Annotated in this window: 25 protein-coding genes; 9 read left to right on the top strand and 16 right to left on the bottom strand. The window is 39.3% G+C overall.

Annotation, left to right across the window (positions count from 1 at the left end; genetic code table 11):
* Window positions 1-96 precede the first annotated feature (96 nt).
* From AC106S_RS06160 to AC106S_RS06130, 7 genes are all read right to left on the bottom strand, one after another.
* Complete coding sequence (locus AC106S_RS06160) at window positions 97-426, bottom strand: hypothetical protein (RefSeq protein ID WP_482438207.1); 330 nt, start codon at window positions 424-426, stop codon at window positions 97-99.
* A 10-nt stretch (window positions 427-436) separates the two neighbouring features.
* Window positions 437-607, bottom strand: a complete 171-nt coding sequence (locus AC106S_RS06155; protein WP_482438206.1) for a hypothetical protein — start codon at window positions 605-607, stop codon at window positions 437-439.
* A 155-nt stretch (window positions 608-762) separates the two neighbouring features.
* Window positions 763-972 (bottom strand): hypothetical protein, encoded by a 210-nt coding sequence (locus AC106S_RS06150; RefSeq protein WP_482438205.1) that lies wholly within the window; start codon window positions 970-972, stop codon window positions 763-765.
* A complete protein-coding gene (locus AC106S_RS06145; RefSeq protein WP_482438204.1) occupies window positions 969-1,601 on the bottom strand; it encodes an ATP-binding protein in 633 nt (210 codons plus the stop codon). Before AC106S_RS06145 ends, AC106S_RS06150 begins: the two co-directional genes overlap by 4 nt.
* Window positions 1,598-2,524: an AAA family ATPase gene (locus AC106S_RS06140; RefSeq protein ID WP_482438203.1), complete on the bottom strand. Its 927-nt coding sequence runs from the start codon at window positions 2,522-2,524 to the stop codon at window positions 1,598-1,600. Before AC106S_RS06140 ends, AC106S_RS06145 begins: the two co-directional genes overlap by 4 nt.
* 19 nt (window positions 2,525-2,543) lie before the next feature.
* A complete protein-coding gene (locus AC106S_RS06135; RefSeq protein WP_482438202.1) occupies window positions 2,544-4,601 on the bottom strand; it encodes a hypothetical protein in 2,058 nt (685 codons plus the stop codon).
* Window positions 4,602-4,624: 23 nt separating this feature from the next.
* Window positions 4,625-4,759, bottom strand: coding sequence for a hypothetical protein (locus tag AC106S_RS06130; protein WP_482438201.1), 135 nt, complete (start codon window positions 4,757-4,759; stop codon window positions 4,625-4,627).
* 393 nt (window positions 4,760-5,152) lie between these two features.
* Here AC106S_RS06130 and AC106S_RS06125 point away from each other — a divergent pair, with 393 nt between their 5' ends.
* Window positions 5,153-5,872, top strand: a complete 720-nt coding sequence (locus AC106S_RS06125; RefSeq protein ID WP_482438200.1) for a S24 family peptidase — start codon at window positions 5,153-5,155, stop codon at window positions 5,870-5,872.
* Window positions 5,873-6,699: 827 nt separating this feature from the next.
* Here AC106S_RS06125 and AC106S_RS06120 read toward each other — a convergent pair.
* Window positions 6,700-8,862 (bottom strand): TonB-dependent receptor domain-containing protein, encoded by a 2,163-nt coding sequence (locus AC106S_RS06120; protein ID WP_482438199.1) that lies wholly within the window; start codon window positions 8,860-8,862, stop codon window positions 6,700-6,702.
* 144 nt (window positions 8,863-9,006) lie between these two features.
* Here AC106S_RS06120 and AC106S_RS06115 point away from each other — a divergent pair, with 144 nt between their 5' ends.
* Both AC106S_RS06115 and AC106S_RS06110 read left to right on the top strand, forming a co-directional pair.
* Entirely contained in the window at window positions 9,007-10,029 is a 1,023-nt protein-coding gene (locus AC106S_RS06115) for a sensor histidine kinase (protein ID WP_482438198.1), read from the top strand.
* A complete protein-coding gene (locus tag AC106S_RS06110) occupies window positions 10,026-10,730 on the top strand; it encodes a LytR/AlgR family response regulator transcription factor (RefSeq protein WP_482438197.1) in 705 nt (234 codons plus the stop codon). Before AC106S_RS06115 ends, AC106S_RS06110 begins: the two co-directional genes overlap by 4 nt.
* Window positions 10,731-11,215: 485 nt before the next feature.
* Here AC106S_RS06110 and AC106S_RS06105 read toward each other — a convergent pair whose 3' ends face one another.
* The 3 genes from AC106S_RS06105 to AC106S_RS06095 are packed head-to-tail and all read right to left on the bottom strand — an operon-like array spanning window position 11,216 to window position 12,746.
* Entirely contained in the window at window positions 11,216-12,151 is a 936-nt protein-coding gene (locus AC106S_RS06105; protein WP_482438196.1) for an alpha/beta fold hydrolase, read from the bottom strand.
* 47 nt (window positions 12,152-12,198) lie between these two features.
* Window positions 12,199-12,498 (bottom strand): type II toxin-antitoxin system RelE/ParE family toxin, encoded by a 300-nt coding sequence (locus AC106S_RS06100; RefSeq protein WP_482438195.1) that lies wholly within the window; start codon window positions 12,496-12,498, stop codon window positions 12,199-12,201.
* Window positions 12,495-12,746: a type II toxin-antitoxin system ParD family antitoxin gene (locus tag AC106S_RS06095; RefSeq protein ID WP_482438194.1), complete on the bottom strand. Its 252-nt coding sequence runs from the start codon at window positions 12,744-12,746 to the stop codon at window positions 12,495-12,497. The genes AC106S_RS06100 and AC106S_RS06095 overlap by 4 nt, the downstream gene beginning before the upstream one ends.
* Before the next feature lie 205 nt (window positions 12,747-12,951).
* Between AC106S_RS06095 and AC106S_RS06090 the strand changes: the two genes are divergently transcribed.
* On the top strand, window positions 12,952-14,238 hold the full coding sequence (locus tag AC106S_RS06090) for an adenylosuccinate synthase (RefSeq protein ID WP_482438193.1): 1,287 nt from the start codon (window positions 12,952-12,954) through the stop codon (window positions 14,236-14,238).
* 229 nt (window positions 14,239-14,467) lie between these two features.
* On the opposite strand, the gene AC106S_RS06085 is transcribed toward AC106S_RS06090, so the two are convergent.
* Together AC106S_RS06085 and AC106S_RS06080 are read right to left on the bottom strand one after the other, a co-directional pair.
* Window positions 14,468-15,175 carry a hypothetical protein gene (locus tag AC106S_RS06085; RefSeq protein WP_482438192.1) on the bottom strand — a complete coding sequence of 236 codons (708 nt, stop codon included), beginning with the start codon at window positions 15,173-15,175 and terminating at the stop codon, window positions 14,468-14,470.
* Window positions 15,176-15,269: 94 nt separating this feature from the next.
* Window positions 15,270-16,352: an endonuclease/exonuclease/phosphatase family protein gene (locus AC106S_RS06080; protein WP_482438191.1), complete on the bottom strand. Its 1,083-nt coding sequence runs from the start codon at window positions 16,350-16,352 to the stop codon at window positions 15,270-15,272.
* 124 nt (window positions 16,353-16,476) lie between these two features.
* On the opposite strand from AC106S_RS06080, the gene AC106S_RS06075 reads away from it, so the two are divergent.
* From AC106S_RS06075 to gloA2, 3 genes are read left to right on the top strand one after another with little or no spacing between them, the layout of a single operon-like run.
* The gene (locus AC106S_RS06075; RefSeq protein WP_482438190.1) at window positions 16,477-16,923 is read left to right on the top strand and encodes a nuclear transport factor 2 family protein; all 447 of its coding nucleotides are present in this window, start codon (window positions 16,477-16,479) and stop codon (window positions 16,921-16,923) included.
* Window positions 16,923-17,846 (top strand): hypothetical protein, encoded by a 924-nt coding sequence (locus tag AC106S_RS06070; RefSeq protein WP_482438189.1) that lies wholly within the window; start codon window positions 16,923-16,925, stop codon window positions 17,844-17,846. Before AC106S_RS06075 ends, AC106S_RS06070 begins: the two co-directional genes overlap by 1 nt.
* A 5-nt stretch (window positions 17,847-17,851) precedes the next feature.
* On the top strand, window positions 17,852-18,229 hold the full coding sequence (gloA2, locus tag AC106S_RS06065; RefSeq protein WP_482438188.1) for an SMU1112c/YaeR family gloxylase I-like metalloprotein: 378 nt from the start codon (window positions 17,852-17,854) through the stop codon (window positions 18,227-18,229).
* A 3-nt stretch (window positions 18,230-18,232) separates the two neighbouring features.
* Here gloA2 and AC106S_RS06060 read toward each other — a convergent pair whose 3' ends face one another.
* On the bottom strand, window positions 18,233-18,616 hold the full coding sequence (locus AC106S_RS06060) for a DUF1634 domain-containing protein (RefSeq protein ID WP_482438187.1): 384 nt from the start codon (window positions 18,614-18,616) through the stop codon (window positions 18,233-18,235).
* Entirely contained in the window at window positions 18,616-19,446 is an 831-nt protein-coding gene (locus AC106S_RS06055) for a sulfite exporter TauE/SafE family protein (protein WP_482438186.1), read from the bottom strand. The genes AC106S_RS06060 and AC106S_RS06055 overlap by 1 nt, the downstream gene beginning before the upstream one ends.
* A gap of 85 nt (window positions 19,447-19,531) precedes the next feature.
* Between AC106S_RS06055 and AC106S_RS06050 the strand changes: the two genes are divergently transcribed.
* Both AC106S_RS06050 and AC106S_RS06045 read left to right on the top strand, forming a co-directional pair.
* Entirely contained in the window at window positions 19,532-20,083 is a 552-nt protein-coding gene (locus AC106S_RS06050) for a DUF1543 domain-containing protein (RefSeq protein WP_482438185.1), read from the top strand.
* Between the two features lie 41 nt (window positions 20,084-20,124).
* On the top strand, window positions 20,125-21,237 hold the full coding sequence (locus AC106S_RS06045) for a 5-(carboxyamino)imidazole ribonucleotide synthase (RefSeq protein WP_482438184.1): 1,113 nt from the start codon (window positions 20,125-20,127) through the stop codon (window positions 21,235-21,237).
* 54 nt (window positions 21,238-21,291) lie between these two features.
* Here the strand turns inward: AC106S_RS06045 and AC106S_RS06040 are convergent, their stop codons facing one another.
* Complete coding sequence (locus AC106S_RS06040; protein ID WP_482438183.1) at window positions 21,292-21,660, bottom strand: hypothetical protein; 369 nt, start codon at window positions 21,658-21,660, stop codon at window positions 21,292-21,294.
* Between the last annotated feature and the right edge of the window lie 16 nt (window positions 21,661-21,676).

Below are 21,676 nucleotides of genomic sequence, written 5' to 3'. Positions count from 1 at the left end.
AAAGTCATAAAAGAATAATTTCAGTTTTATGGTGACTGTCTGTAATGATAACTAAAAGTAACTTCCAGCATGCTCAGATCAGGTTATAGAAACTTTTTACTGCAGCTGCCGGTGAAGTTCATTTTTCATCATCAGAACAGCGTTGGTTTCATAGCTTCCGAAATCATCCGGAAAATAGATCTCATATTCTTTCAGGAAATGCCAGAGAGCATCGGCTTTATAATAAGGAAGCTTAATGATGAAAGATTTGTCTTTCTGTCTTGTTTTTACGGCTTTCTGCAGCAGCTCGGTGCGGAGTTCCATACAGATGGAGATACTGCTTTTCAGGTTCCTGGGCTGGGTATTGATGTTCAGCATATCCAGGATCTGCATACTGCTGTTGAGGACATTGAGTTTGCTGTTGTCTAAGGATAGGAGAAGTTTCATTTCAGCTTTATTAATAGGAGGAATTTAAATTAATTCCTTTCCATTCATTTTTGGAGCAGGAAATGTAATCTTTGCCTGATTTCAGGTTTTCATACCGGGGCTGCTTCTGCTTCTGTTTTCCTGTATTAAGTTCCGCTTCAGGTTCTTCAATGGTTATTATTTTTAATGTTTCTGTGATCATGTTTTTTTGTTTTTTTGGTGATGAATGAATTGTGGTTGGTGTTAAAAATCGAGATTTCCGAATGGAAGCGGGATAACTGTTGAAGGGCAGTTATTCTTTGGGGCTTTTGTAACTTTCCTTTTCCCTCATCCCTCTTCCTTTCTAAAATCAGATCTTTAGTAGGGCGATTCCCACTGGAGCTGGTTAATAATTCTGAGTTTGATCTGTATTTTTCCTTCCACGTCTTCCGGAATCACATATCCTGATTCGTTCCAGATGGAGCTGATTTCTTTATGAATAAACATTCTGTCGAAATCGGTAAGGTATTTTTCCCCGTAGCTGTCATATTGCAGGGCTATTGTCAGTAGGTTTTCTCTTGTATTCATTGCTGTTGATTTTCAATTGTTGTTCCCCAATAGAGGTTGGCTTTTTCTTCGTTGATATTTAATGTTCCGCCGGGGCATCTTCCGGAAATAATGGCTTTCAGACCTTCTGCCTGGATGATGATCTTGGATAGCTTTCTCCAGACAGTTCCCAACGCACTGTCCGGAAGTCCTTTTTCTTCATGGCTTACGAAAATGATGAGTTTGTTTTTGTGCTTTTCTTTAAGTTCGAGTACCATTTTCCTGGTGATTTCGTCACGGTAAACCGTTGTGTTGTCTATAAAAATGATCTTCGGGCATTTTCTTGATTCAAACTTCTGGTTCAGTTCATCCCAGGGCATATAATCCAGGAGCTTGAAATTTCTGTCGGTACCGGATAATCCTGCGGCAACCATTGCGGAGATAATATCCTTCGAAAAACCTTCTTCCGCAGATACATACAGTACTTTTCCAAATTCAGCCAGATATCTGGCCAGCATCATGGCGAAAGTGGTTTTTCCGTTTTTCTCTGCTCCTCCCAGATACCAGAATCCGGTTGTTTCCGGCTGTCCGAAAGCTTTCTGCCATAATCCGGTAAATTCAAATTGTTTAAAGACGATGGACAGGGCCTGTTTTACTGATATGGATCTCATGATCTGCTTACGTTTACTAAGGTTTTCAGGTATCTCAATGATTTGATCTTTCCGTCTTCCTGACCTTTGCGGGTGGAGTAGGGCGTGTCTGTTTTTACCATACAGCTCCTGATGACTTCATTCACCGTTGTTTTATCATCCAGGTTTACATAGGCAACATCCCCGATCAGTTTGGCGTAGAATTTCTTGCGGTCTTCAGGACCTTTCGGAACCAGAGTGACGAAATCATCAGAAAAGCGGCTGAATATTTCGGCAAATCCTACCTTATGGTTGTTGATCCCTTTGGTGATCTTTGCTCTCAGGCCGTCTGCCCCGATCATAAACCAGGCGCAGCTGTCTACCGTATCATTCATAATTCCCTTTAATTCCAGATAAGCGCTGTATTCCAGGTCTCCGGCTTCATCAATGCATACAAAAGGGTTTTCCAGTACGTTCAGGGCATATTTTACATTTTCCAGAACTTCGTGGTATCTGCCTTTTGTTCTGCATCCCAGGACAAGGGCCAGCTGCCGGATAAATCTCACTTTAGTGTGTGTCTGCGAGGCATCCACATAAAAGGCATTCTTCATCTGTGAAATAATAGCTTTTGCGCATTCTGTTTTTCCAATACCGCAGTCATCCACCAGGATCATAGAGGTCTTTGATTTCTGGCAGAACATGAAGCTTTCGTACATCTGTTCATAGACTTCCGTTCTGGCAAACTTCCAGCTGTTCTTGCTGAAGTCTACTCTGAATTTTCTTCCGATGTGCAGCCATTCTCCGGCAGAGAGGATCTTTTCTGTTTCCCCTTTCTTTATTCTGCTGTATATTGAGTTACTTATATTTAATGATTTGGCAAAAGCAGCATCTGTTCCGCCGAAATGATTCCGGTATTTCATCATTGCCTCCCGGATCTGATATTTTAATTCTTTATTGATTTCCATATTTTCTATTGTGTGTCTGTTATCTGAAGTTTGATTTCCAGCTTCTTGCAGTGCTTTCTGTTTCTTTATAATGATATTCCTGGGTTTCTTCGAAAAGAACTTCTTCCGGAACCGATTCTGTCTGCACGTATCTTTTTCTGCCGGGAATCTGAAACTTGCTGTTGATTATTTTCTTACGGTTGTCTATCACCGTAATCTGTTCAATTTCTCTTTTCTGGTGGGCCATAAAGGCGTTAACTGTATTTTCATAGGCAGACATCAGCTTTCTGTTGATTTCTCCCTGTTCGCTTCTTTCATGCTTTGATTTTGAATATTCCGGATGCGGAACAATGTCACACAGCATCATATCTTCATGATAGATCATGGCTTTTAGTGTGCTTCCGTCATTTCCATCCAGCCAGAATATCCTGAATTCCTTTCCTTCCACATACTTCATCAGTCTTATCAGGTCTTCTCCCAAAACAATTTCATTATCTAATCCCAAAACATAGGTGGTATTCCTGAAATTGATGATCCCGGCATTACAGCTTGAGACCGTTTCCTTTCCCAGGTAAGGCAGGAGCGCCTGCCAGTTGGTGGGCCAGGTGTCTTTGTTCTGCATCTCACAGAATACTTCCCATCTTGTTTTGTCTTTATGTATGGAATGAGGTGAATTGTTCCATGTTTCAATGTCGTTCAGAGAGTGGTCTACAATGTCATCATACGGAATGATGATTTCGCCATCTGCGCTCTTCTGATTTTCTTCTTTCCGGGCATGAGGTCTGGCCATCCATCCCAGTCTGCTTTTTTCGTGCCGGTACCGCAGTTCTTCAAATTTTCTTTCAATGGCTTTGGACCTGGCCCGGTTGGCATAAATATTAACGCTGTCGAACATCGCTCCGTTTCTCAGGAATGTATCTTTGAAGCTGCTGTTCAGTGAACTTTCACATTCTAATCCTAAAGGAAGATTGAATCCCCATTCTGTGTAATTCCTTATCATCTGGCGGTAGAATTCGGTAATGATTCCTTCTTTGGTCTTTCCGTGTACCCAGCATGTCCAGGCTTCGGAACCGAGATCTATTCCCATATAGAACCATACCCGGTTTCTCTTTTTGTCGTACATGAATGGCGGCTGTCTGTCGTCAATTGAGATCAGTGTTCCCGCTTCTTTGATTCTGGTCAGCTTGTGCCACGGAATAAACTCCTGCATCAGCTTCTGCCGGTCTCCTGAGCGTCTGGCAAAAGTTCCTATTTTGTTTTCCCATTTTCCGAGCCATGCAATGACTGAGCTGTCTGATATTTCCCTGAATTTTCTGCGGTCTGCCGGGTCATAGATTTCACCTGTTTCGTTGGAGATGATCTCCAGTTCTCCGTTCATAAAAGCCTGATACTGCGAAGCAACCTGGGTTCTTGAAGGTTTGTAATCCTGTCCGGCGAACATGTCATTCAGCAGTGTCATCATTTCACCGGTCATCAGTTTCCTGTTCTGATTCTTCAGTTTTCCGGAGATCAGGCAGCTGTAATTGTATCCTCCATCTTCATAGGTATTGAAAAACGGCTTCCATATCCTGTCAAATGCTCTGTATGATGCCGGAATGGTATGTTCCGTATTAAAAAGTTTCGGCAGGAATTCATTGAAAGTGATTACATCGGTACAGATAGAGGGCATAAGTCCGCGTCCGGATGTTTTTCTGAGCTTTTTCCATTCTTCAAGTCTTGCCAGCTTCAGTCTTTCGGCGGCGCGTAGAACGCTTGCGTTGATGATGTATTCCTGTTTGAAATTTTCTTTTAAAGGAGTGCCGTCTTCAAATCTGAAATCGGTATAATAACGGACTGCTGACGGATCAAACTGAAAGAAAGGAATCAGGGGATGCTGCATTTTTCGCGGATCTCCAATGCTGTCCTGTATTTCTTTGGGGAGCGAATCAAAGTCAATAAGCATCTGGCGGCCGTTTCCTCCTTTTCTGACCTGTTTAATTCCAAAAGGCAGATCTCTGTACCGCTGGATTTTTTTCTGAAGAGCATCTAATGTGCTGAAGTATGCCGGAACGAGTTCATCTTTTGTTACTGCGAGTATACTGCCCCAGTAGATCGGCATGGTATCGTTATTTTTTTGTTTGTTTACTGAGGTTGGTAAGTGATTTTAAAGAAAATGCCTAATATTATTTTATAGGTGGCGGTTTCCTTTCTTCCTGTTTTAGCATCTATCACGTCTATCTTTTTGTGACAGAACAGGGTCTGAAGTATTTTTCTCATGATTTTTATTTTTTAGTGATTGGGCTTCGGTATTAATGGCTTCTTCGGTCTTCTTTAAAAAAAGGTTGTATTCCTTCTTTAGCCGGTCGGATTTTTCTCCCACTCTGTCACCACGCAAAGATTTACGAATAAAGTCGGCGGAACAGGTATAGCGTTTCATCAGAATATTTAGGATCTCTGTATTGTAATATGTTCTTTTTTTAGTAGTTTTGTTCATTATCATGTTTGTCTTTTGTACGGGACAAATATCGTAAAACTTTACGAATAACCAAATGTAAACTCGAAAAATTTTTCGAATCAATATTCAAATTACTGATTATGAATGGAATAAATTTTCGGATAAAACAACTTGTTGATTACTTTGCTAATGGGAATAATTCTGTTTTCGGGGGTATGATAGGGGTAAATGAGTCCAATATAAGAAGTTATATCAACGGAACGGAGCCTAAATTCAATGTGATCGAAAAAATATGCACTTCGCTCGCAATAAATTCCGAATGGTTGATTATGGGTGAAGGAGAAATGCTGAGGGAAGATAGAAAAGAACAGGCCGCCCTGCTGTCTGATTTTTACCACAGGGTTCCTCAGGTAATTACGGTGGATTCTCATAACAGGGATAATATTGCTCTTGTTCCCAACAAGCTGAAGGCCGGGTATCTCCAGGGTTATAATGATCCTAATTTTATTAAATCGCTGCCTACATTCCGGCTTCCGAACCTTAATAACGGTATATTCAGGATGTTTGAAATTGAAGGGCATTCGATGTTTCCTACGCTTCCGGACAGAACGCATGTGGTTGCCCAGTTTGTGGATGACTGGATTCATGATATCAGCGATAATAAACTGTATGCCATCGTTTCCAATGAAATTGAAGACGGTCTTATTAAAAGATGCCTGAACAGGATCAAGAAATATGATAACCTGATCTGTAAATCGGATAACCGGCGAAATTACCCCACTCAGAACATCCATCCAAGCACGATAAAAGAAGTATGGGAAGTAAAGCTTCACCTGAATTTCAATCTGCCGGATCCTGCAGAGTTTTATGACCGTTTGAATGATCTGGAAGCAGAAATACAGTATTTGAAAACGAATAGAAATATAAGTAATTGATTTTTAGTTTGTTTGTGTTTGTCCGTTGATCCCCTAAAGGGTGATGAATCATTGTTTTTTGCTGTTTTTAAGTTATTTTCAGGCTTTATCGGCTGGCAGATCTGCCCGGAATAATATGAAAATGTCCGTGCAGATGTCCACCCAAACGTCCATGCAACCTCTTTTTTATATTTTTATGAGGTTGGTCTCAGATGGTTTCAAGTGTAAATATCGTTTGAATTCCCTTTATAATACCCGTTTCTTCGGGATTAAAGTATAAAAGCACCCGGAGGTGCTTTCTGTATTTTAGGAGTCATGGTGAATGAAATCCGGCATTTGGAAAAAATGAGTGGTTATTGAGTTTTTATAGTTAAGTTTCTGATATTTAATTTATTAAATTTCATATTGTGATTTTTATGATGGACTTTTCAATCTGGTGAGGGTATAGGTGATGGACTGATTTTTATTTTTTAGACGGACTAAAGCCTGCCTTTATTGAATAAATTCTATGTGCCGGAAGAGGTTTGCAATGATTTTTTATCCCGCAGATTCCACAGATTGAGCAGATTTTTGCCGGAATACGCAAGGTCGCAGGAATTATTTTAAAGCCGTATTAAAAGGTACGGGGGTTTTATCTCCGATAAAATTTTACGCTTCGAATACAAAAAATCATAAATTTTTATAAGCTTTAGTGAACTTCTATGCGCAAAGTTTTTAACTTAAAAAAATCACTAAAGTGTAAAATGTTTTGTGCCTGTCGTGGTTAAAAAAATTCCGTGGATTGCACGCATTGTACTGATATTAGTGGATATTTTTTCGCTCGCAGATTTTTTCTATTTCCAACCTTATTAATTGATCCTGTTCCGTTCATCCTCATTCCCGAAATGTCTGTCTTTGGTTTTCATATTATTATTGCCGAATCTGTAACTTAAGGATATTCTGAAGCCGCAGGTGTAATTGTTGTTGCGGATAGTGGTATTGATGCCGTTTGACTGATAAGAGATCAAAGGTTTTTGGCCATTCAGTACATCAGTGGCCGCAACAGTTACGGACAGTTTTTTATCTAAACATAAAAACTTAACGGCAACATCCATGATATTCATTGTGGAAATATGGAAGATCTGGTATCTGCCCGGGAGCTGTAATGCGTAATTTACACTTAGAGAAACTGTTTTATTTTTATTTAAAGTAAAATCGTTATTGGTATAAAAATAAGCATTGAACCCATCGATTGACTCTGCGAAAGAAACTTTGGATTTTACATTCTGATAATTGACATTGAATCCCGTAAAACTGTTCCACCACTTCAGACTGCTGAAATTATACGACGTGGAAAATCCGATCTGGTAGGTGTCTGCATAATTCACAGGAGTGTTTCTGGTAACATTGGTTTCTCCGTCCGGAATGGATAATGCCTGCCCGAAATCTGAAACTTTGGAGTAATAAAGAGAGGAAATCCATTTCTGTCCTTTAACATAAGTGAATTCCAGATTATCAATAATAGAAGGCTTCAGATACGGATTCCCTTCATAATAATAGAACGGGCTGGTACGGACTACAAACGGATTCAGGTAATCGAAGCCGGGTCTTCTTATTCTTCTGCTGTAATTCAGGGAAAGGGAATGATTGCTGCTCATTGTATAGGTTATATAAGCAGTAGGAAACAGTTTAATGTAGTCATTTTTGTCTGTACGGTCTGTATTTTCGGAAAGTCCTTTGGTTTGGGTAGCTTCAGCCCGAAGTCCGATTTTCGCTTCCCACTGGTCATTGAATTTTCTGTTTAAAGATGCATAAACGGCCTCATTGTATTCTTTATAAATAAATGTATTGGACTGATCGGTATTCAATACGGAAATTCCGGTCTCTCTTCCATAAACAGTAAGGTCATTATCTGTTCTGGTGTATGAAAAGCGGGCTCCGAAATTAAGATCTGCCCAGGAAAGTTTGGTTTCCACGTCGGTTTTCCCGGAATAGTTGCGGATCCGGTTGATATTGGTATTCAATGCGGAAAAACAGGTGCCTGGAACTGGTTGTGATCCTGCATTAAGTTCCCGGCCGTCGAAATCCCTGCTGTCAGTCTTTTTATACTGAAAGAAGTCGAAATCTGTGGAAATAACGGTTCCGGAGCTGTCTGCTTTGATGGTGCTGAACCAGTTGAAAGTATGGGTACCGGGTTTATTGGATGCAACGACATCTGAGGCAATGAAGGATTCAGGATTCATTGTCTGATAATTAATTCTTGAAGTAAGGGGAGAGCTGGATGAGGTTTCACTGTTAAAACTTCCGAGATATTTTATTCCGGAGGTCCATTTTTCAGTGATTTTGTAATCTAAGCCCAGGCTTAGTCCTGTATTTTTATTCTTTTCAGTGGCTGTCTGATTCATTATCCATAATTCTTTCGGGTAGAAGGTCCGGCTTTCAGAAAAGGAACGGAGTTTTTGCTGTTCCGTATAAACGGATGCCTGTAATGATAATCTGTCTCGGTTATAGCCGAACGTTCCCTGAAGGCTGCTTCCCGCAAAATACCTTTGGGTATAATTGGCCCCTGCACTTGCATTCCAGGAATTGTTTCCTGCTTTTTTTAGCCGGATATTGATGATCCCGCTATTGCCTTCAGCTTCATACTTTGCGGGTGGGGCTGTAATGATCTCTATACTTTTGATATTATCGGAAGGAATAGTTTTTAAAAAAGCGGCAAGCTCACTTTCCGGCATTCTCTGTAAACGTTCATCAACCATAATAAGGACTTCCCCTTTTCCGGCTATGGAAACAGATTCATTCTGCACTCTTACCAATGGAGCGGATTTCAGCGCGTCAAGAGCATTACCTCCCGTTGAAGCTGCGGAGTTTTCAACATGATAGATCATGCGGTCCACCTTTTTTTCAATAACCTTTTTACGGTTTTTAATGATCACAGCTTCCAGTGCCGTTTCGTCTGTTTTTTCTTTTTCCTGGGCACTGATGCTGTATACAGAGAAAAGAAGAAAGGCGGGTATTAATAGAGATTTCATAGGCTTTTATATGTGTTGTACCGCAAAACTGCTCTATTGTACCGCGTGATGCTACTTTTATCGACGTTTCCCGGGATTTTATCTACGAACCCGGTTCGGATCTCTTTTTTAAAAGACTATTTTTACAAAAAATTAGTAACCGGAATGGAGAAACTCTATCTGAATAAGAAAACAGAAGCCGGCCTGCATATTCTGTTTTGGATCCTTACGCTGTATTTTGTAGTGGTGGGGAATACCGCCTATTATCTGAATATCTCAGAAATTGATCTGTTCCTTAAAACCTATGCCGTTGTTTTTATCCTTACTTTCTATTTTCATTACAGTCTGGTGATGCCTGGGATTTTTAAGGACTTCAGATGGCCGAAACTTATTGCGGGAGTAATGATCTCCTATCTGTTTTTTACACTGGCCCGTTTTACCATTGAACAGGTACTGACGGACTGGTGGTTTGGAAAGGTCAACTATACAAAACCTGCTCTCTGGAGCTATCTGGCTGATAACCTGCTGTACAGTCCGCGTCCCATTATCCTCAGCTCTTTTTTATGGCTGGTGATCCATGTGATCAGGCTTCTGGAATATAATAAGATCATTCTGGAGGAACAGAAAAATACGGAGATCAAATTTCTTAAAGCCCAGATTAATCCGCATTTTATTTTTAATACCCTGAATAATATTTATTCCATGGTGCATTTTCAGTCGCCGGAATCTCTTTCCGCTATTGAAAAACTGAGCAGTATTATGCGTTTTACAACTTATGAAGCCCAGAAAGATCATATTGCCCTGTCAGAAGAAATAGATTATATCAAAGCTTACATTGAACTGGAAGAGTTGCGGCATTATGAAAACAATATCGTACAATGGATGAATGATATTAAAGACGGAAAGATCCGGATTGCTCCCTATATTCTTTCACCTCTGGTGGAAAATGCTTTGAAACATGGAGCTTATTCAGCTAAAGATCCTGTTGAAATCATGATAAAGACAGATGCTGAAAGCCTGAATTTTGAAGTGGTCAACACTATTGGAAAACAGAAAACAGATAAGCTGGGCGGAATCGGTCTGGATAATCTTAAAAACAGGCTGGATATGCTGTATCCCAATCGATATAAACTTACAGCCGGCCGTTTTGAAAACCGGTTTAAAGCTTCTATACATATTCAACTATGAAACAGAAAATCAATTGTATTATACTGGACGACGAACCTTTTGCGGTAAGGCTTCTTAATGATTATGCATTAAAAACAGGAGTTCTCAATGTAATTTATGCCGGAAGTGACGTGTATGAAGTAATGAAAATCCTGAGATCGGAAAGTATTGATCTTATCTTTATCGATATTCAGATGCCGGAACTTACCGGAATCGAGATGATGAAAATGTTCAATAAGGATCACAATTTCATTGTAACGACAGCCTATGCCGAGTATGCCCTGGAAGCTTTTGATTTTCATGTTGTGGATTTTTTGCTGAAGCCTGTCGTCTTTAACCGTTTTTATCAGAGCGTGGAAAAGTTTATTCAATGGCAGCAGACTTTTGTATCCAGTCCTCAGACGGAATACCTGCTGGTGCGGGCTGACCGTAAATATTATAAAATCGCTTTTGAAGAAATCGTTTATATTGAAGGTCTGAAAGATTATATCCGGATTCATACCGCCAACGATAAAGTAATGATGCTTGAAAATATGAAGGATATCCTGGAAAAGCTCCCTGAAAACCGTTTTATGAGGATTCACAGATCGTATATTATTGCTACGGATAAGATTAAAATAATTGAAGGGAACCGCGTTCAGATGCAGAATCTGGATTTTGTGACCGTAGGAGAGACCTACCGGAAATCTTTTTCTGACTGGATTGAAAGTAATGGAACGTGATCGTTACCCGGATGATTTACAGATGTGTTTACCCACAACCTTATAGGTTTCCAAAACCTATAAGGTTTGAATTTCCAGAAGAACTTTTGTAAACCATACAAGACACAAAATTTTCTAACACTTTTTGATTTTTAAGTTTAAAAAACTTTGCATAAGAGTTTATATAAGTTATTGAAAATCTATGGTTTTTATCAGTTATCGAATGAAAAATCTGCGTAATCGGCAAGATCAGCGAGCGATTAAAAATAAAATGTGTATTGATGATATGTTTTTTTACCACGCAAAAATGAAAACGTTGTATTAGCTTTTACAAACAAATTCAGCAGGACAGAAAATCATAATCAGCAGACATGATCTGTAATCTGCAGAATTTATTCAATAGAGGTGGACTTTGGTCCGCCTGAATAATAAAACATCCGATCCTCTGGCTTTAGCCAGAATTTCTGCAATAAATACGTTATTTGCTCAGTACTAGAGCCTGGAAACTACAAATATTTCAGAAACCATTCATCAATCTCCTGAAAAACTTCTTCTTTGATCTCTTCATTCAGGATTTCATGACGCATTTCCGGGTAAAGTTTGTAGCTGATATGGGTAAATCCGTCCTGCTTCAGATCGTCAACTGTTTTCATGACTCCTTTTCCGAAATCTCCGATCGGATCATTCTGTCCGCTGATCAGCAGAATAGGAAAGGATTTGGAAATGGAATCTGCCCAATGTCTTGCCGTAGCTTTTTGGTAAATGCTGAATAATGCATAGAATGCATTATTGGTAAAAGGAATTCCGCATAGCTTGTCCTCTGTAAAAGCTTTTCTGTTGACCGGATTCAGACTGAGCCAGCTGGTATCGCTGAAATCCCGGTCTTTCTTAAAATGGCTGTTATTAACCTTACTGAAAAGGGTATTGAGATAAGTTGGATGATGCGGGGCTATTTTGTTGGCTAGCGACAGATAGCCCTTTATTAAACTGATTCCCGCCAAAGGGCCGCCGGTTCCGGTGATCACTGCTCCGGTAAATCTGCTGCTTATTCTCTGAAGAAGGCATCTTGTTATAAATGAACCCATAGAATGCCCCAAAACAAAATGCGCAACATCCGGATATTGCCGGTGAAGATAGTCTGCCATTGTTTGTGCATCATCAATCAGTCTTTTATCCGGCCTGTTAAGCTGGAAAAATCCAATATCCTTTTTATCCTTTACCGATCTGCCGTGTCCCAGATGGTCATAGGTGAGAACTGCAAATCCGCGGTCTGCAAAATAGGCTGCTATTTCAGCATATCTTCCGCTGTGTTCCTGCATACCGTGGATGATGAGAAGGGTGGCTTTGGGAGGAATGGCTTCCGGGGTGAAGAGAGTGTGGAAGAGTTGGGGTTCGCTTTGAGTGCTGCCAGATAAATATCCCGTTTTTTGTAATGATTTCATCTGATAAATCTTTTTGTAATGAGTAGTAATAGGAAAATTAGAATTAATTATTCATCTAATCCGGCAGAAATATCCATTTGCTGATGAAGAATTCTTATGATTTCAATTTCTTCGTCTTTCAGATTGATTCTATAAAATATAAAATGTGATTTTACTCTTGAGCGGAAATATCCTTTTCTTACTTTGTTATAATCTTTTCCTAATGTCGGATTACGAGTGAGATATTCAATTTCATTCATTATTAAATTGAAATAATAATCTGCCTGTTCCATTGACCAGTTTTCAAAAGTATAAAACCATATTTTTTCTAAATCATAGAGTGCTTCTTTGCTGATTTTATAATTCATGAATCAGAGCTGTGTTTTTCATGGAGGCTTTTCAGAAAGGCATTTCTGTCAAAATCATCTACAAAACCTGATTCTTCTCCCTTTTTTAATTCGTTAATAAGCTCTGTTTTTTTAGATTCTTCATATTCAAATAATCTAAGAGCGTTGCGTATTATTTCACTTGCAGACGAATATTTTCCGGACTTTATTTGTTCATTAATAAAATTATCAAAATAATCTCCCAATAATATGGATGTATTTTTTGCCATAATATTTTAATTTTAATCAAATATACCAATTTTTGGTATGTTTTCAAAATGATCCGGATATTATCAGAAGGTATTATTAAATCCTTATGGATGAAACCTGTAACCATCATATTTTCCACCCCGCTCAAAAATAAATTTCCCTCATAATTTGCTCACCCTATTTTTTCAGAGTAATTTTGCATGAATCTAAAAACAAAAGTAAAATATGTCAACTTACGTAGTTGTAGGTCTTCAGTACGGAGATGAAGGTAAAGGAAAAATCACGGATGTTTTATCGGCTAAATCGGATTACGTTGTACGTTTCCAGGGCGGTGACAATGCCGGCCACACAGTTTATGTAGGCGATGAAAAATTCGTACTTCACCTTCTTCCTTCAGGGGTACTGCAGTGCAAAGGGAAGTGTATCATTGCGAACGGAGTAGTGGTAAACCCTAAATCTTTTATTAAGGAAGTTAGCCAGATCGAGAGCAAAGGCCTGAGAACTGACCACATTTTTATCAGCAGAAGAGCGCATGTGATCATGCCTTACCACATTCTTTTGGATACGTACCGTGAAGAAGAACATGGCGGAACTCAGATCGGAACTACGAAAAAAGGAATCGGCCCTTGCTATGAAGATAAAATAGCAAGAGTAGGAATCAGAATGGTTGACCTTTTGAATCCAGAGATTTTAAGAGAAAAAATTGAGAAAAACTTAAAAGTTAAGAACTCTCTTTTTGAAAAATATTACGGAAAACCTGTACTGGATGTTGAAGAAATCTACAACGAGTTTCTGGAGATCGGAAAACAGCTTCAGGACAGAATCGTTGATACGGAACTGGAACTGAATGAAGCCATCCACGAAGGAAAGAACGTATTGTTTGAAGGAGCTCAGGCATTAATGCTTGACATTGATTTCGGAACGTATCCGTATGTAACTTCATCTTCTCCGTCTACCGGAGGAGTGTGTACAGGAGCAGGAGTTCCTCCTACATCGCTTCAGAACCTGATCGGGGTAGCTAAAGCATACTGTACAAGAGTAGGAAACGGACCTTTCCCTACTGAATTAGACAATGAACTGGGTGAAAAAATCAGACAGATCGGAGGTGAATTCGGGGCGACAACCGGAAGACCGAGAAGAACAGGATGGCTAGACCTTGTTTCTTTAAAGCATGCCTGTATGATTAACGGAATTAACAATCTTGTGATCACTAAACTTGATGTTCTTACCGGAATTGAAACACTGAAAATCGCTACACATTATAAAACCGAAGACGGAAAAATCATCGATTATTTCACGTCCTCTACTACAAAGCTATACGATTACGAAGCAATTTATGAAGAGCTTCCGGGCTGGAACGAAGATATTACAAAAGCAAGAAGCTATGATGAACTTCCTGATAATGCCCAGAAATATATCGAATTTATAGAAAAGTATTTGGGAATCAACGTATACCTTGTTTCAGTAGGCCCTGAAAGAAGTCAGAATATCATCAGAAAAGAATTATTCTAAAAAGAATATGATCCTATAAATAAAATGCCGTTTCACAACAGTGGAACGGTTTTTTATTTTAAACCTAACAGATCTTTTGAGACCATCCCCTCCATTCCAGATAAAACGAACTTACGTGAACTTTTATGCATGGAGTATTCAGCTTAAAACATAAGGTATCAAAAGCTTTTACTAGCCCATAGATTTTGTTGAAAAAACGAAAGAATGCAAAGGATTAATGTTTTAAAAATTAGTTTTCTTTCTGCTTTTCATATACAGCATCATCAAATAATTTATCAATTTTCACAACCAGGATCTTATCAGCAGAATCTTTAGGGTTGATTTTATAAAACAGATACTGATCATTGTAATACACCATTTTGGCATCTTTATATTCCATTTTCAGATTGTTGGATAAAGTGTCGATATTATCAATATGATTGGCCGAGGATACAGGCATAGGAATAAATACCAGAAATACAAAGATCATAGAATATCCGGTACCTTTATAAGGACTGTCTTTTAATGAGATGACAAGGTTAATAGACAGAAGAATTAGCAGCAGAAATACTGAAAACTGAAAAACAGGCGCATAGGGAAGGTTTCCGGTTACCGTTTTGAAATAAATAACAGTTCCGACGATTCCGGCGAATAAACAGCCTAAGATTATACTGTACTGTTTCAGGGCTTTCATTTCACCGGCATTGGTTTTCTTATCCAGAAAAGATTTGTAAAGCTGTACATAAGACAATAAAACGACCATTTTAAGCACCGTAATGATTCCGTCTATTAAAAGCTGGGTAAAAGAGAAGAAAATAATCAGATCAAACGAAATGGTAAGAAGCCTGAACAGCTGGCGCAGACCTCCGATAATATAAGGAATGGCAATGATGAGGGTAGAGTGGTCTTTGGCGAATTCTACAAAAGCATTTGATTTTAAATTTTCAATCAGATTCATATGTCGGCTATTAATTTCAGTACGATGATACAAAAATTATTCATGATATATGGTATCCGAAGAAATATTCTGTATTTTTTGTCAGAATGATAAATCAGTCTTCTGTTACCACTTCATCGCGGTTTCCGTCTTCTTTTTTTCCTTCCTGTATCATTTCTTCCGCTTCTGCTTTTTCTTCGGAAGTAGCTTCTTCTACAAGTTCCTCCTGTTCATTATTATGATGATCGATGAAAAATTCGCAGTACACCGGAAGATGATCCGAGCCGAAGTTTTCCAGAGTTTTCAATTCTTTGATAAAAATATCTTCGCTATGGAACATCAGGTCTATCGGAAATCTCAGCATACGGTACCGGGCATGAAAAGTAGAAACAAAGGAATGCCCGATTCGCGGATCGATTAAACCGCTGGTTTTTCTGAAAAGAATAGAAGATTTAGACCAGGCTACATTATTGAAATCTCCAACAACAATAACGGGTTGATGGAGGTCTTTCACCCGTTTTGCCGTACTGAGAAGATCTCCGTCCCTTTCTTTTGAGGTTTCTTCTTCCGTAGGGCTTGGCGGCGGCGGATGAACTCCGAAAAATACAAATGAAAACCCATCTCCGGTTTTTAAATGTGCTTCAATGCTAGGAATGTCGTCCGCAACAAAATAATGGGTCTGTGCACTTTGAATTTCAATTTTAGAATAGAAATGCATTCCGTATGTATTTTCAAGGGTTACTTTGTGCTGATACGGATAATCTTTTTCAAGAACTCTCATTGCTTTTTCCCAGTCACCGTTACTTTCCATTGTAAGAAAAACATCCGGGCGGTATTTTTCAATAAGGCTGATAAAACGGTCATATTCTTTATTGAACTGATAAACATTGGCAGACACAAAATGAAGCTTTTCCGAAGACCGGCTGCGCTGTCTGTGTTTTTTTACCGGGTAAAGCGGAGTATATTTGATAAGGGTAACCCCATGATGTACAAACATCAGGATCAGAAGCCCCTGTGAATATAAAAAATACTGTGGCTCCTCCAGCCCGAAACCTAATATAAACGTAAGAACTACAATATAGGTAATCTGAATTTTACCAAATTCCGGAACCCTGAACATCCAGTGTGAATTCTGAATTTTAGGAAGAACCGTAAGCACCGCCAACAGTACGGTTAAAAATAAATAAATACCCCACATATCGATAAATAACAGATAAAAATAAATTATTTCATCTTAAATACCATCTATTTATATTTTAAACTTTGTTAATTTTAATAATTTCTAATATTTTTTTTACTTTTATTGATCAGATTAAACCGACATGAATAAACTGGCCGCCGCAGCATTAGTATTAAGTACGTTCTGTTCTGCACAGAATCAGAACCAGGAGATAGAAAAACCGATCCGGAATCTGTTTCTGGGGATGAAAAATGCAGATGCAGACCTTATACAGTCCGCTTTTACGGAAAATGCTGTTCTTCAGACCATCACCAAAGACGGAACCGTAAAAAATGAAGAAATCAAAGATTTTATCTCATCTGTGGCAAAGCTCCCGAAAGGAAGTATCGATGAACGAATTGAAATTGAGGCTATCCATTCAGATGGCATACTGGCCAGCGTATTTACCCCGTATTCTTTTTATTACAGAGAAAAATTTTCCCATTGCGGGGCCAACAGTTTTCAGCTCGTAAAGCAGAAAGACAACAGCTGGAAAATCCAGTACCTTATTGATACAAGAAGAAAAGATAACTGTAAGGAAATAAAATAATGCGGAATAAAAACCTGATCTTCAATTATGTCTTTTTAGGATGCCTGGCTATCTTATTCCTCAATGACCATTTCTTCAAATACCATTACACCAGCTGGTTTACAGGAAAACTTTCGGATATTGTCGGAATCATCCTGCTGCCGATGCTTTTAACGTACTTATTCCCAAAGCTGAAACAGTATTCCGTATACCCGGCCGGGGTTTTATTTGCCTTTTGGAAATCTCCGTTTTCAGAAAGCTGTATCGGGCTGTACAATAGTTTTTCCTTTATTCCATTGTACAGAGTCGTGGATTATACGGATCTCATCGTACTGTTATTGCTTCCGGTTCCTTATCTGCTGATTAAGAACAGTTCTGCTATTGACCGTTTCAGTCTGAAAAAACTGAGCCCGTCTTTGGTGTTATTGCCAACAATATTAACTCTCATGTCAACTTCTCCCGGAAACCGTTACTTTGATTATGTTCCGTACACCGGGAATCTTTATTTTAATGACTACTCTTTTGATGTTAATCAGTCCAGAGATGAAATACTCTCCGAACTTAAAAAACGGAATATAAGAGTGCAGAAAGACACTGCGAGAATTATTGCAGGAAGCAGAAGCAGACTTCTGAGTACCGGAACTTTTGAGCAGAAGAATCTTTATAACGGTAAAAAAGTTTATCAGGTCTCCGATGATTCTTTAAAAGCGTCGATTTTCAGAATGGTACGCTCAAGCAATGAATATAAAATAGACAGCATTCAGCTGGATGATCAGACGGTCTGGGATATACAGTTTGATATGCACATAATTGGAGAAGAGAAAGGAACCAGAATCTTTGTAAAATCCGCAAGAATAGGAGAAACCATGAAGGCGCAGGAAGTCGACCGGAAACTGAGAAAACTCTACGGAAAGCTCCTGAAAGAAAAATTTAAAACATTCTAATGAATATGAAGATTCACCACATTGCCATAATCTGTTCGGATTATGAAAATTCTAAAAAATTCTATACTGAAGTCTTAGGATTAAACATCATCCGGGAAGTATACCGTGAAGAGAGACGGTCCTATAAACTGGATCTGGCAATAGAAGATCATTATGTGATCGAATTGTTTTCATTTCCGGATCCTCCTCAGAGACCTTCCCGTCCTGAAGCCTGTGGGCTGAGACATCTGGCTTTCTCAGTAGAAAATGTAGCAAACAAAAGACAGGAACTTATGTCAAAAGGCCTTATCTGTGAAGAAATCCGTATTGATGAATATACCGGAAAAGAATTTTTCTTTACCCAGGATCCGGATCTGCTTCCGCTGGAGTTCTATGAAATTTAAAGATCAGTGAGCGTATCCGGTAAAGAAACTCACCGCCATAATGGCCAGTACAATAGAAGAAATGACTACATACACGTAGTCTTTTTCTTTTAAATATCCTATCAGCGCAAAGACGATCCTCATGAGAGGAGTAAAGATCAGCAAAAGGATTCCCAGCTGGATGATGGCCATTCCTTCCCCCTTGCACAGAGAGTTCCAGAAATGTCCCCATACTTTTTCAGATGAGGTTCCTATATCCAGGCAGGTGTATTTTTTCGGCATTTTGAAGCCTTCCAGAAATAATTTGATGAAACCTGCCAGTGAAGTAATCACAGACAGAATAACACCCAGCCTCAGGAGATTTCCTACCGAACGGTTCAGATCCACATCTGTAAAATTCTTTTTCATTATCTGAAGCTTTTATTGATCCCGTTATACATCATATATACTGAAAGCACCGTGATCACGATGGCAAAAAATACTTTTAATTTCTTGGTCTTGGAAACCATCAGGGTTTTTGAACCGATGAAGCTTCCTACCACCACACCTATCAGAACCGGAGCAACAATCACCGGGATGATCTCTCCTCTCTGGAAGTAGATCAGGGCACTGGCAACTGCTGTTACACCGATCATAAAATTACTGGTTGTTGTAGAAACCTTAAACGGCAGTTTCATCATATTGTCCATAGCAAGAACCTTCAGGGCACCGGAACCGATTCCCAGAAGACCGGACATGGCGCCGGCAAACATCATCATCAGAAATCCGGGAACTGTATTTCTTGCAGAGTAGCTTTTCAATACCCCTTTATCAGGAAAAGTTCCGTACAGTTTCAGTTTATCCTCCAGGCTTCCTTTGATTAAAGGTTCCTGATGATCCGGTTTACCTTTTAAATTTAAAATAACCGTTAAAAGAAGAATGCTGGCAAAAATAATCCCAATGGTATTCGGATTAAGCATTCCCGAAACCAGGGCTCCGATAATGGCCCCTGCTGTGGTGGCAATCTCCAGAAACATACCGATCCGCATATTGGTAAAACCTTCTTTCACAAAAGCTACCGCAGCACCGGAAGAGGTTCCGATCACGGAAATCAAAGAAGCACCGATGGCATAGTGCATAGGAACGCCGAAACCCAGCGTCAGTAAAGGGATGATGATAACTCCTCCTCCCAAACCTGTAAGCGAACCTAAAAGCCCCGCAGAAATGGCTCCGAGGAAGAGAATGATGATTTCTGACATGCTACAAATATAAAACTATTGCTGTACTCTGCCAAACGTTTAAAAAAGATAAATTTGACGTATTTTTGTAACCATGAAAACTGAAATGAAATTATTCTATATCATCCTCGGTGCAACGCCTAAAGGCCGGAATATTGAGCAGCATGATGTTTTTTTCGGAATCGCGGAAAACCTTAAGGATCTTGTGCCTGATATGAAAGAATTCTGGAAAGAAGCAGAGGGAAAGATCCACCTGGACTGTTATCAGGAGGTGAAATTTGCAGACGGATATGAAGTGAAAATCGTTGAAAAAAGAGAGAGAACAGCAGAAGACCAGTTGTACTTCCTTAATCTGGGCGGGTATAAAAAAGGTTTCTTCGAAGAATTTCATGAACAGCATCTGATGGTAGGAAAATCAATGGGAGAGATCGTGAAAAGAGCAAAAGCGACGGAATTCTATGCTACGATGGGCTTTGAAGGCGCGGTAAGCCATATTGATGATAAGCACGGCGTTGATATTGATGATATTTTCAATGTCAGTGACATCCTGCCTGAGAAAATGAAAGAAAAATATTCTATTGTCCTTACAAAATCTGAAGCTGAAAATCAGGAAAATCCAATGGGGCTAGGCTATCTTAAAATTGATAAGATCCAATAAGCCGGAAGAAATTTAAATCTAACAGAAAAAATAAAAGTAAAATGAAAATAGGAATTTTAGGAGGCGGCCAACTGGGAAGAATGCTTATCCAGAGCGCATTGAAATATGATGATGAATTTTATACGCTTGATCCGGCTTCTGATGCCCCGTGCCATAATATCTCATATTTTACCCAGGGAAATTTCAATGATTATGAAACGGTACTGAACTTCGGGAAAGATAAAGAGATCGTGACCATCGAAATAGAGCATGTAAACGCTGAAGCCCTTGCAGAACTTGAAAAACAGGGCGTAAAAGTAGTTCCGAATGCCGCCATTATCAAAACCATACAGCAAAAAATCCTTCAGAAGGAATTTTATAAAAACCACGATATTCCAAGCCCTGAATTCCAGACGGTGTGGAACAGTGATGAAAAAATCGTAATGCCCCTGCCGTTTGTTCAGAAGATGAATACCGGTGGCTACGACGGAAAAGGCGTACAAGTCATTAAAACGGAAAATGATCTTCAGAATCTGTGGAAAGAACCTTCCGTGATTGAAAACCTGGTAGATATCGATAAAGAACTTTCTGTAATTGTTGCCCGAAACGAAAGCGGAGAAACCAATATTTTCCCGGTAACGGAAATGGTGGCTGATCCTAAATTAAACCTGCTGGACTTCAACGTCTGTCCGGTGCTCCTGACCGAAGATGTTGTGAACCAGATCGAGGGAATTACAGAAAAATTCCTGAATGCTGTAAATTCACCGGGGCTTTTTGCCATTGAACTGTTCCTGGATAAAGAAGGAAAAGTATGGGTAAATGAAACAGCTCCAAGATTACATAATTCAGGACATCAGAGCCAGGAAGGAAATACAAATTCCCAGTTTGAGCAGATGTACAGAGTGGTGAAAAACCTGCCTTTAGCGGATACTGATGCTATTACTTACAGCGGAATGCTGAACCTGGTAGGAGCAGAAGGACATGCCGGAAAAGCAGTATATCAGGGAATGGAGGATGTTCTCAGACTGCCTGAAACCTACGTTCATCTATACGGCAAAACAGAAACCAAACCGGGCCGGAAAATGGGCCACATCAATGTTCTTGCAGATTCCAGAGAAGAACTGATGGAAAAACTGGTAAAAGTAAAAGGAATGGTAAAAGTAATTGCTGAATAACAATTCATATCAAAAATAAAAGAGCTGTAATGAATCATTGCAGCTCTTTCTATTTTAACGGTTTTTCTTTTTAAAAAGTTTGGGAAAATCAATGCTCCATTCCTTTTCATTGGAATTCCAGATCAGATAAGGCCCGTCAAAACTATCCGGATAAGTAATTTCATAGTCTGTTCCATCAGTATAATAATCCGGCTGAGTTCCCAGGTCAGTAGGTTTGAATCCCAGTTTTTCCAGCGTATTCCAATCGCTGTTGTCTGGCAGTTTGTGATGTGTTTTCCTATAATCTTCTACATTTTTGATCAGGCTGTTTCCGTATTCAATATCAGAATGTCTGGTGACGGATATCGGCAGATTCCAGTAAATGGTAAAGGAAATCACGATCAGTACAATGATGGAGATAAAAATAAGTATGGCCTTCTTCATTGAATTTTATAATGAG

The organism is Chryseobacterium sp. FR054, assembly GCF_056844565.1.
Note: the sequence above shows the minus strand (reverse complement) of the source record. Positions and strands in the feature narration are given on the sequence as shown.